The sequence below is a fragment of the Terriglobales bacterium genome, assembly GCA_035937135.1.
Classification (GTDB): Bacteria; Acidobacteriota; Terriglobia; order Terriglobales; family Acidobacteriaceae; genus DASYVL01.
In genome coordinates, this window is record DASYVL010000173.1 from 1 (window position 1) to 11,101 (window position 11,101).

10 protein-coding genes are annotated in these 11,101 nt (G+C 64.6%); 4 read left to right on the forward strand and 6 right to left on the reverse strand.

Annotated features, from left to right (window positions below; all coding sequences use genetic code 11):
* The 3 genes from VGQ94_10035 to VGQ94_10045 all read right to left on the reverse strand — a co-directional run.
* On the reverse strand, nucleotides 1–1,431 hold a 1,431-nt coding region (locus VGQ94_10035; protein ID HEV2022851.1), incomplete at its 3' end, for a sodium/proton-translocating pyrophosphatase.
* A 536-nt stretch (nucleotides 1,432–1,967) separates the two neighbouring features.
* Nucleotides 1,968–2,102, reverse strand: a complete 135-nt coding sequence (locus VGQ94_10040; GenBank protein HEV2022852.1) for an ABC transporter permease — start codon at nucleotides 2,100–2,102, stop codon at nucleotides 1,968–1,970.
* A gap of 14 nt (nucleotides 2,103–2,116) precedes the next feature.
* Nucleotides 2,117–3,286 (reverse strand): efflux RND transporter periplasmic adaptor subunit, encoded by a 1,170-nt coding sequence (locus VGQ94_10045; GenBank protein ID HEV2022853.1) that lies wholly within the window; start codon nucleotides 3,284–3,286, stop codon nucleotides 2,117–2,119.
* 314 nt (nucleotides 3,287–3,600) lie between these two features.
* Between VGQ94_10045 and VGQ94_10050 the strand changes: the two genes are divergently transcribed.
* From VGQ94_10050 to VGQ94_10065, 4 genes are all read left to right on the forward strand, one after another.
* Nucleotides 3,601–4,980: a hemolysin family protein gene (locus VGQ94_10050; protein HEV2022854.1), complete on the forward strand. Its 1,380-nt coding sequence runs from the start codon at nucleotides 3,601–3,603 to the stop codon at nucleotides 4,978–4,980.
* 70 nt (nucleotides 4,981–5,050) lie between these two features.
* A complete protein-coding gene (locus VGQ94_10055) occupies nucleotides 5,051–5,968 on the forward strand; it encodes an ABC transporter permease (protein ID HEV2022855.1) in 918 nt (305 codons plus the stop codon).
* A gap of 5 nt (nucleotides 5,969–5,973) precedes the next feature.
* Complete coding sequence (locus VGQ94_10060) at nucleotides 5,974–6,798, forward strand: ABC transporter permease (GenBank protein ID HEV2022856.1); 825 nt, start codon at nucleotides 5,974–5,976, stop codon at nucleotides 6,796–6,798.
* A gap of 22 nt (nucleotides 6,799–6,820) precedes the next feature.
* Nucleotides 6,821–7,714 carry a DUF72 domain-containing protein gene (locus VGQ94_10065; protein HEV2022857.1) on the forward strand — a complete coding sequence of 298 codons (894 nt, stop codon included), beginning with the start codon at nucleotides 6,821–6,823 and terminating at the stop codon, nucleotides 7,712–7,714.
* A gap of 208 nt (nucleotides 7,715–7,922) precedes the next feature.
* On the opposite strand, the gene ispG is transcribed toward VGQ94_10065, so the two are convergent.
* The 3 genes from ispG to VGQ94_10080 form a co-directional block, all read right to left on the reverse strand.
* Nucleotides 7,923–9,164 (reverse strand): flavodoxin-dependent (E)-4-hydroxy-3-methylbut-2-enyl-diphosphate synthase, encoded by a 1,242-nt coding sequence (gene ispG / locus VGQ94_10070; protein ID HEV2022858.1) that lies wholly within the window; start codon nucleotides 9,162–9,164, stop codon nucleotides 7,923–7,925.
* Between the two features lie 202 nt (nucleotides 9,165–9,366).
* Nucleotides 9,367–10,737, reverse strand: coding sequence for a site-2 protease family protein (locus tag VGQ94_10075; GenBank protein ID HEV2022859.1), 1,371 nt, complete (start codon nucleotides 10,735–10,737; stop codon nucleotides 9,367–9,369).
* Nucleotides 10,738–10,742: 5 nt separating this feature from the next.
* Nucleotides 10,743–11,101, reverse strand: a 359-nt coding sequence (locus VGQ94_10080) for a 1-deoxy-D-xylulose-5-phosphate reductoisomerase (GenBank protein HEV2022860.1), incomplete at its 5' end; no start/stop codon positions are given.

An 11,101-nucleotide genomic window follows, 5' to 3' on the forward strand; every position in this document is an offset into this window, starting at 1 on the left:
CATCAGCGCCACGATGGTGATGCCCAGCCAGTAGGCGGAGAAGTTTCCCGCAACCAGGCCGGAGAGAATGTTCAACGACGCGCCGCCTTCCCGCGACGAAGTCACGATTTCCTTCACGTGAGCGGAGTCCACCGAGTTGAAGACCTTGACCAGTTCGGGGATGACCGCGCCCGCCAGCGTGCCGCAGGAGATGATGGTGGCCAGCTTCCACCACAAGGTGTCGTCGCCGGCGAGGTGCGGGATGATCTCGTACGAGGCCAGATAGGTGAGCCCGATGGAGACCAGCGAAGTCAGCCAGACCAGCGAGGTCAGCGGCGCCTCGTAGTTCATCTCCTCGGCGTTGCCATAGCGGGCCTTGGCGTAAACCTGGTTCAGGAAGTAGGCGAGCGCGCTGGCGATGACCATCAGCACGCGCATGACGAAGATCCACACCAGCAACTGCACCTGCAGCGCCGGGTCTTTGACCGCCAGCAGGATAAAGGTGATGAGGGCGACGCCGGTGACGCCGTAGGTCTCGAAGCCGTCGGCGGTGGGGCCGACGGAGTCGCCGGCGTTGTCGCCGGTGCAGTCGGCGATCACGCCGGGGTTGCGCGCGTCGTCCTCCTTGATCTTGAAGACGATCTTCATCAAGTCGCTGCCGATGTCGGCGATCTTGGTGAAGATGCCGCCGGCGATGCGCAGCACCGCCGCGCCCAGCGATTCGCCGATGGCGAAGCCGATGAAGCACGGTCCGGCATAATCGCCCGGCACGAATAGCAGGATGCAGAGCATGATCAGCAGCTCCACCGAGATCAGCAGCATGCCGATGCTCATCCCCGCTTTGAGTGGGATGTTGTAGATGGGATACGGCTTGCCCGCGAGCGAGGCGAACGCGGTGCGCGAGTTGGCGAAGGTGTTGACGCGGATGCCGAACCAGGCCACACCGTAGCTGCCGCAGATGCCGACGATGGAGAACAGCAGGATGATGGGCACGGTCAGGGCGATGGGGTGTCCCGGCACCGGATGCAGGAAGCCGAAGTAGGCGACGATGACGATGGCGATGAACAGCCAGAGCAGCAGGATGAACTTGCCCTGCGTGATCAGATAGGTCTTGCAGGTCTCATAGATCAGCTCGGAGACCTCTCGCATGGCGCGGTGCACCGGCAGGTTCTTCAGGTGAATGTAGATGCTCATCCCGAAGACCATGCCCAGCGCGCAGACGATCAGTCCGAAGAGTAGCAGGGTATGGCCGTCCACGCCCAGGAAGCTGACGGTGGAGAGGTCGGGCAGCTTCAGGCTGGCTTCGCCGCCAGCCTCATGCTTCACCGCCTGCGGTTCCGCGGTAGCCGCGGAAGCTTGGGCGAGGGCGGCCGAGGTCAGCGCAAGGACCGCGACCAGGGCAAGGATGGCGAGAGCGCGGCGCGAAAGGCTCGCGGCGGGCGAGTGCGACATAAAATCCTCCGACCAGTACAGGACGTTTGGGACCGTCAGGTAAGCCGGCCATCATGGCCGGCGGTTCGGAGTCGCGCTTCCACCAGGAGAGTGAAAGAGTCGAGGCTTGGCCGCTACCCCGTCGCACCCGCGCGCATAGCGAACCGGTGCGACCTATGCTTTATACCACGCGGCAAAAAATCGGGTCAACGTCCAATCAGGGTGGCGTAGATAGAGCGGGACGCGACATAAACAAACCAACAGCCGACGGCACATATTGCTAGCCCTGCCAGGCGTTGTGCCGGCCTAACAATCCGCTGGATGTGAGGAGGGGGAACAGTCCAATCGGCCAGAAAACCGCCGCTGACGTCCGTTAGTTTTTCAAATTGGCGTGGGAAAAAAGACATCAGAAACCCCCAGGCCGCGCCAATCAGTCCCACAACGAGCGTTAGCAGCAGAATCGCCACAAAAGCCTTCCTGCAGATTCTTTAGACTAACCCCTCGGGCGGGACGTCGACAATAGTGTGAGGCGTTAGGGAAGCCGCACGATCAGGGTCTCATTCATACCGCAGCGCCTCGATGGGGTTCATGCGCGCGGCCTTCAGCGCCGGCCAGAAGCCCGAAGTCACGCCCACCAGGGTCAGCACAGCCGCGGACCCTTCGACTCCGCTCAGGGCAGGCTCTTGTGCCACATAGTCCTCGCCAGTTACTGCACGATGACCTGGTCGCCTTCCTTGACCCCGCTGAGCACTTCGGTCTTGGCGCCGTTGGAGACGCCGATCTTCACCGCCACCTTGCGCTTGCCCTCCTTGGCGTGCGGGTCGGGGACCTCCACCGAGGCGTTCTTATCTTTGTCGTAGAGGATGGCGCCCTCGGGGATGATGAGCGTGCCTTTGTGCTCCTCGAGGATGATCTCGGCGTTGGCCGTCATGGCCGCCTTCAGTTCTTCCTTGTCGTTGGTGACCGAGACCCGCACCTCGAAGGTGGTGACGTTATCCTTCTCCACCCCCAGCGGCGAGATCTTGGTGACCTTGCCGTTGAAGGTCTTGTCCTTGAAGGACTCCACCTTGATGCGCGCCGGCTGGCCCAGATAGACCTTGGCGATGTCGCTCTCATCCACTTTGCCCTTGACGTACACCTCGCTGGTGTCGCCCAGGGTCATCACCAGCGTGGCCGAAGACCCCAGGATCAGGATGGAGCTGACCGCATCGCCCACTTCCACGTTGCGGGAGAGTATCAAGCCGTCCATGGGCGAGACGATGGTCGAGTTGCGGTACTCCTGCTGTAACTGTTCCAGCGTGGCCTTGCTCTGCTGCACCTGTGCCTGCGCCTGGGTCAGAGAGGCCTTTGCCATGTCGCGCTTGTTCACCGACAGCTCGTAGTTCCTCTGGGCGTCGTCCAGTGCCGCCTGCGAGACCACACCCTCTTTGGCCATCTGTTGGGCGCGCTGGTAGGCGCGCAGCAGCAGCGGGACGTCCGGACCCAGCGCATCCACCTTGGCGCGCTCCACGTTGGCCTTGGCGGCCTGCAGCGCAGCTTCCGACTGGTTCACCCGCGCCTGGATCTCTTCCTTGTCCAGCTCGGCCAGCAGTTGGCCGGTCTTCACCTTTTCGCCCGCGTCCATGTAGAGCTTCTTGACGATGCCGCTGGCCTTGGACTTGATCTCGACTTTCGTGATGGGCTCGATCTTGCCGGTGGCGACCACGCTCTTGGCCAGGTCACCCTTCTCTACCTTGGCCAGTTTCGAGGGGTCAATCTTGCTGCCACCGCGGGTGAATGCCACCAGTCCCCCTACCACTACCAGGAGGAGCAGGATCGAGCCACCGATGTAAAAAAAGCGTCTCCGCTTCTTGTGCTTTCCGTTGCCGTTCGCCACGTCGCCTCCTGACGCCTGGGGCCTGCCCTGAAGGCCTGACCCGCCCTGAAGTCCTGACCCTATGATACGGGGAACTTCCCACCTGGGTTCCCTGAGAATCCGACGCCCAACCGCTGGTTTCCGGGCCGCCGGGGCGGGCCTTGGGCCTGCCCGGTTCCTTTGGCTCCTTTAGACACTCCGGCGAGGGAAAGGGAAGCAGGAAAAGCCCGCCCCCGGGGGGAAGCGGAGGCCCTTGTTTCGGGATCGTTTCGCAGGCGACAGGGGAAGAGTGTGAGGTCTGGGGCCCGGCTGCCGGGTGGTAGAATCCCGATTCCATGAACACTCTGGTGCTGCTGCGGGCCCTGCTCGTGGCCGTGCTGATTCTCCTGAACGCCTTCTTCGTGGCGGCCGAGTTCGCCCTGTTGGGCGTGCGGGAAACCCGCATCCAGCAGCTCATCGAGAGCGGCCGCACCGGCGCCCGCGCCGTCCTGCGCCTGCACCAGAACTTCGACCAGGTCCTGCTGGCGGTGCAACTGGGAGTGACGCTGGCCAGCCTGGGCCTGGGCTGGGCGGGCGAACCCTTCGTCGCCCATCTGCTGGAAGGAGTAGTGGGAAACATCCCCTACGTCCTCGTCTACTCCACCACCATCTCCTTCGTGCTGGCCTTCGTTCTGATCACCTACCTGGTGGTGATTCTGGGGGAGGTGGTGCCCAAGTCGGTGGCCCTGCAGCGGGGCGAGCGCGTGGCGCTGGCGGTGGCCGCGCCCATGGAAATCTTCATGACCCTGATGCGGCCCTTCCTGGCGGTGATGAGCCGCTCGGCGCGGCTGGTGCTGCGGCTGTTCGGCTCGCGCCAGATGCAGGAGGGAAGCCACTCGCCGGAGGAGATCCGCCTGATCGCCACCGCCAGCCGCCGGGTGGGCTTGTTGCCCGCTCAGCAGGAGGAGATGCTGCACCGGGTGCTCGACCTCTCCGACGTGCTGGTGCGGGAGATCATGGTGCCGCGGACGCGCATCTTTTCGCTCTCCGCCGATCTGACGCTGGCGGAGGCCATGGCCAAAGTGGTGGAGGAGCAGCACTCCCGCGTCCCCGTCTTCGATCCCAAGCTGGGTCCGGAGCACATTGTGGGCGTGCTGTACTCCAAGGACCTCTCGCGGCTGATGCACGCCAAGCTGGCGGCGCTGGCCACCGACGATGGCTCGCCCGTGTCCGCGGAGCTGCCCGTCCGCCGTATCATGCGCTCCGTGCTGGTGGTCCCGGAGACCAAGCCGGTCATCGGTCTACTGGTGGAATTCAAGAAGAACAAGCGCCACCTGGCGGTGGTGGTGGACGAGTTCGGCTCCACCAGCGGCGTGGTGACGGTGGAAGACGTGCTGGAGCAGATCGTGGGCGAGATCGAGGATGAATTCGACGTTGCCCCGCGCCTGCTGCTGCCGCTCGAATCGGGGGCGCTGGTGCTCGACGGGGGAGAAAACATCCGCGACCTCGAGACCCAGCACCATCTGGTCCTGCCCCGCGACCAGGGCTTCGAGACCTTGGGCGGCTTCGTCCTGGCCAAGCTGGAACGCATTCCCCGGGGCGGGGAAATGCTCGAATACGACGGCCGACGCTTCACCGTCCTCAAGATGGACGGCCTGCGCATCGCCCAAGTCAAGGTGGAGCCGGCGGTGCCGAAGTCGGCACCCAGCAAGCCGTTGGAGCGCGCGGGGGGTTGAAAGCGATTGAGTCATTGAGTCATTTGGTCATTGAGTCATTGAGAAGCCGGGGCCTGAAGAAGTCCTGCCTGTGCTGCGCTACCTCATAACCCGGTTGCTGTACACGCTGCCCGCGGTGTGGCTGGTGGTTTCGGTCGTCTTCCTGATGATCCACCTGGTCCCCGGGGACCCGGTGCAGCAGATGCTGGGCGAGGGCGCCGCCAGTGCCGACGTGCAAGCGGCCCGCCACGCCTACGGCCTCGACGTCCCCTTGGGGCAGCAGTACGTGAACTACTGGAAGGGAGTGCTGCACGGCGACCTGGGACGCTCGCTGCGGCTGGACCAGCCGGTGCGGACGCTGATCGCGCAGCGCTACCCGGCGACAATCGCTCTGACGCTGGCGGCGCTGGCCGTGGCATTGGCTGTCTCCATCCCCGCCGGAGTGCGCTCGGCGCGGCGGCGCAACCGCTGGGACGACCGCCTGCTCGGCTTCCTCAGCCTGCTTGGGCTCTCGTTCCCCAACTTTGCTTTGGGGCCGGTGCTGATCCTGTTCTTCGCCATCTATCTCGGGCTGCTCCCCGTCTCCGGTTCCGGGACTTGGGCACATTTGGTACTGCCGGCCATCACCATGGGCGGCGCGCTGGCCGCCATCCTCACCCGCATGGTGCGCACGGCCATGCTGGAGGAGCTGGGTCAGGACTACATCCGCACCGCGCGCGCCAAAGGACTTTCGGAGCGCGCCGTCGTATATCGCCACGCGCTGCGCAACGCGCTCATCCCGGTGCTGACCGTGGTGGGACTGCAATTTGGCGCGCTGCTGGCCGGTGCCATCGTCACCGAGACCATCTTTTCCTGGCCGGGGATCGGACGGCTGACCCTGCAGGCCATCGGCAACCGCGACTACTACCTGGTGGAGGGCTGCATCCTGGCCATCGGGCTCACCTACGTGGCCGTCAACTTTCTCACCGACCTCACCTATTCGCTGGTGAATCCGAGGATCCGGCAGTGAAGCAATTGCGCTCCAATCCGCTGGCCACCTCCGGCCTCGCGCTGGTGATTGCGTTCGTTCTGTGCGCGCTGCTGGCGCCCTGGATCGCGCCCCATGACCCGGCGTTCATCGAGCTGCCGGCGCGGCTGGCCGCGCCCTCGTCCGCGCACTGGCTGGGGACGGACGAGCTCGGCCGCGACATCCTCTCCCGCCTGCTCTACGGCGCGCGCATCTCGCTGCTGGTCGGAGGCAGCGTGGTCGCGGCCTCGCTCTTCCTCGGCCTCATCTTCGGCTCGCTCGCCGGATACTACGGCGGCCTGCTCGACCGCTTCTTCACCGTCATCATCATGAATGCTTTCCTTGCCTTTCCCGGATTCCTGCTGGCCATCGCCTTCGTGGCCTTCCTGGGACCGGGGCTGTTCAACCTCATCCTGGCGCTCTCTATCGGCGGGTGGGTGGGCTATGCCCGGCTGGTGCGGGCGCAGGTGCTGGCCACCCGCGAGCGCGAGTTCGTGGAAGCGGCCCGCGCCCTGGGCGCCAGCGACTGGCGGATAATCACCCGCCACATCCTGCCCAACATCATCCAGCCGGTGATTGTGCAGGCGGCTATCGGCATGGCGGGCGCGGTGCTGGCCGAGGCCACTATGAGTTTCCTGGGTCTGGGCGTGCCGCCGCCGACGGTGAGCTGGGGCTCCATGCTCAACGACGGCCGCGCCCACCTGTTCGACGCGCCCCACCTGGTGTTGTTTCCTGCCGCCGCCATCATGCTCACCGTGCTGGCCTTCAACTTCATCGGCGACGGGCTGCGGGATTATCTCGACCCGCGATCGCGCATCGAGGTTGGGCTCTAGTTGTGTTCTACTTTCTCCAGAGATGAGCGCGCAGATCCTGGTCGGCACCGCCGGCTGGTCCTACAAGGACTGGGAGGGAATCGTCTATCCCCCGGGGATGAAGAAGACGGAGCATCCGGCGGCGTACCTGGCGCATTACTTCGACGTCATCGAGATCAACTCGTCGTTCTACGGGCACATCAAGCCGGAGGTGGGAAAGCTGTGGTGCCGCAAGGTGGCGGCGGTGAACCCGCGCTTCCGCTTCACCGCCAAGCTGAACCGCGTGTTCACCCACTCCCCCAACGCGGTGATCGAGCCCACCTCGGCGGCCACGCTGCTGCCCAACCCCGAAGATGAAGTCCTGGCCAAGCAGGGACTGGACGCCATCGCCGGCGAAGGACGCCTGGGCGCGCTGCTCATCCAGTTCCCGGTCTCCTTCCGCAACACCAACGAGAACCGCGCCTACCTGGAAGCGCTGCTGGAGCGCTTCACCGACTATCCCCAGGTGGTGGAGGTGCGGCACGCCAGCTGGAACAACGAAGGCATCCTGCGCTACTTCGTGGAGAAGGGCGTGGCCTTCTGCAACATCGACCAGCCGCTGCTGGGGCGCTCGCTCGCGCCCACCGGTCACGCCACCTCCAAGATCGGCTACGTCCGCCTGCATGGGCGCAACTACGACCAGTGGTTCGACTCTGACAGCCGCAACGACCGCTACAACTACCTCTACACGGAAAAAGAACTCGCCGGCTGGCAGAAGCGCATCGAAGACGTGGCCGCGAAGACCGAGGTCACGTTCGTCATCACCAACAACCACTTTGAGGGCCAGGCCGCGGTCAACGCCCTGCAACTCAAGCACGCGCTCACCGGCCAGCCGGTCGCGGCGCCGGAGACGCTGGTCGAGCGCTATCCGGTGCTGGAAACGATCCTCGAGTCATAAGCCGGAACTTTTGTCCGGCCCTTCCCGTATTGCTCACTGCGGCGCGCGGACCGTTACCTTTCTTCGGCAGCCGCGTCTATAGGGAAAAGGAGGATGCGATGGAAGGCAAATACAATGTGTTGCTGGACAACACCGCATTCCGGCTGACGCTGAACGTTGTGGTCTTCTGCGTGTGGCTGGGAGTGGCGGTGGCGCTGGTAGCGGCGGCCTAGACGCGCGCTACTTCTTTTGTCTTGGCGCCGTAGTGGGATTCCACGTAGTTGTCCAGGATCTGGATGAACTCCGCCACGATGCGGTCGCCCTTGAGCGTGGTCATGAGGCGGCCGTCCACGAAGACCGGCGCTTTGGGCTCCTCAAACGTCCCGGGCAGCGAGATGCCGATGTTGGAATGCTTGGACTCGCCCGGCCCGTTCACCACGCATCCCATCACCGCAACCTTCATCTCCTCAACTCCCGCGTAGCGCTCTTTCCATAGCGGCATCTGCTCGCGCAGGTAGGACTGGATCTGCTCCGCCATCTCCTGGAAGAAGGTGCTGGTCGTGCGTCCGCAGCCAGGACACGCGGTGACCTGCGGGGTGAAGCTGCGCATTCCCAGCGACTGCAGGATCTGCTGCGCCACCCGGACTTCCTCGCTGCGATCGCCGCCGGGCGCCGGAGTGAGCGAAACGCGGATGGTGTCGCCGATGCCCTCCTGCAAGAGCACGCCCAGCGCCGCGGTGCTGCTGACGATCCCTTTCGCTCCCATGCCGGCTTCGGTCAACCCGAGGTGCAGGGGATAATCGCAGCGCGCGGCCAGGGCGCGATAGACATCGATCAAGTCCTGCACGCCGCTGACCTTGGCGCTCAGGATGATCTGGTCGTGGCCCAGACCGTCCTGCTCGGCCAGGCGCGCCGAGCGCAGCGCGCTCTCGACCATGGCTTCCATGGTGACCTCGCGCGCGTCTTTCGGTTCGGCGAGGGCGGCGTTCTCGTCCATCATCCGGGTGAGCAGTTGCTGGTCGAGCGAGCCCCAGTTCACTCCGATGCGTACCGGCTTCTTGTTCTCGGCCGCCACTTCGATCATGGTGCGGAAGTTCTCGTCGTCCTTCTTGCCGATGGAAACGTTCCCCGGGTTGATGCGGTACTTGGCCAGGGCGCGGGCGCAGCCCGGGTACTTCTTGAGCAGCAGGTGTCCGTTGTAGTGGAAGTCGCCGATGATGGGCACGCTCACGCCCTGCTTTTCCAGGCCTTCGACGATGGCCGGGAGGGCGGCCGCGGCCGCGTCATTGTTGACGGTGACGCGCACCAGCTCCGAGCCCGCGCGGGCCAGCGCCGCCACCTGGGCGATGGTTCCGGGGACGTCGGCGGTGTCGGTGTTGGTCATGGACTGCACCACCACCGGTGCGCCCGAGCCCACAGGCACTCCTCCCACTAAGGCCGTGACGGTTCTTCTGCGCTGAATGTTTGCCATGCGGAAGTTCTAGTTTAACACGCGGAAACCGCGTCCCTCAGGGGCTAAAGCCCCGCTCTTGAAACAAGCCTTTACGGCACGGTCGCTGCGCGAGTCAGGGCTGAAGCCCTGACCTACCGAGCTCTGCCCTCTCGTTTGTCTTGGCACTCCGGGGGATTCTCGATTGAATCTAATGGCTCAATGAATCAATGGCTCAATGCACCTACGGCAGGTAGCGGCTCAAGACGGGCAGCTTGCCCAGGTCGTTGTAGATGACCATGACGGCGAACAGGACGAGGAAGACGAACGCCGCCTGGTAGATGCGCTCCTTGATGCGGATACTGATGTCGCGGCGTAGCGTGCCCTCGATCATCAGCAGCAGCAGCACGCCGCCGTCCAGAATCGGGATGGGGAACAGGTTCAGGATGCCGAGGTTCAGGCTGATGGCGGCCATCAGCTGGAGCAGCGGAGTCCAGCCGCGCTGGCGGGCGGCGTCGCCGGAGGCGCGCGCGATGCTGATGGGCCCCTCGATCTGCTTGAAGGAGACCTTGCGCTGCACCATCTTCTGCACCAGCTCGACGATCAGCAGGGTGTAGCGCCGGTTGTCCTCGATGGACTTGACGAAGGCCTGGACCGGCGGCAGCTGGTTCACGTGGGTGAGGCTGGGCGCGGCGAAGCCGATGCGGTAGCGCTTGGAGCCGTCCAGGTCCGACATCACCGGCGTGACGTTGAACTTCATCTCCTGGCCGCCGCGCAGCACCGCGATCTCCAGCGGCTTCTCCTTGTTCTGCTGCATGTAATAAATGAGGACTTCGATCATGAATCTCGGGTTGCCCTCCGCCGGCAACTCGTGCACCGAGGTGCCGTTGAGGGCGACGATCTGGTCACCGGCCTTGATGCCCGCGCGGTCGGCGGGCATGCCGGACTCGATGCGGCCCACCTGGATGGGCTCCTCGGGGATCCATCCGGCGTCGCCGATGTGGCTGGGCCCTACCGTCGCCGGGATCATGCTGAGGTTCAGGGTCTCGCCGCCGCGCTGCACGGCCAGTTCGACCGGTTGCGAAGGGCTCAAGCTGACTTTCAAGAGCAGGTCGTCCCATCCGGGGTGCTGGACGTTCTCGATGCGGGTGATGCGGTCGCCCGGGCGGACGCCGGCCTTGGCTGCAGCCGAATCCTTCCCCACCCAACCCACCACCGGCGGTTTGTCATCCAGGAAGGCTAGGTACTCGTAGCGCACCATGTAGACGGCAGTGAGCAAGCCGACGGCCAGCAGCAGGTTCATGGCCGGCCCGGCAGTGACGATGAGGAAGCGGTGCCAGCGCGGGTGCGACATGAACTCGCCGGGATCGCCGGTGCGCGACTCCAGCGGGCTCTCGCCCGCCATGCGCACGTAGCCGCCCAGCGGCAGCACGCTGATGCGGTAGTCAGTGTCGCCCCGGCGGAATCCCCAAAGCCGCTTGCCGAAGCCGATGGAAAACACCTCCACCCGCACCCCCAGCAGCTTGGCCACGGCGTAGTGGCCGAATTCGTGCACCAGGATCATGATCCCGAGCACGAAGCCCACCGAAACGATAGTGATAAGGAAATCCTGCATATGCGCTACTTATGAGATGCCAACGCCGGGCGAAGGCTTCCAGACTTCTTGCCCACGAGGCTTTGAATCCGCTCGGCGGCCAGACGCCGGGCCTCGGCGTCCGCGGCTAGCACCTCGGCGATGGTGGCCGGATGCTGCTCCGGCGTCCGGCCGAGCACCTCTTCTATACTACGCGCAATCTCCGAGAAGCGGATGTCGCCGTCCAGAAACCCCGCCACCGCCACCTCGTCGGCGGCGTTCAGGGCCACCGTCTTCGCCCCGCCCGCTTGCGCCGCCTCATAGGCCAGGCGTAGGCAGGGAAACTTTTCCACGTCCGGCGGAGAGAAGTCCAGATGACGAAGGTCACCGACGGGAAAGCGCAGAT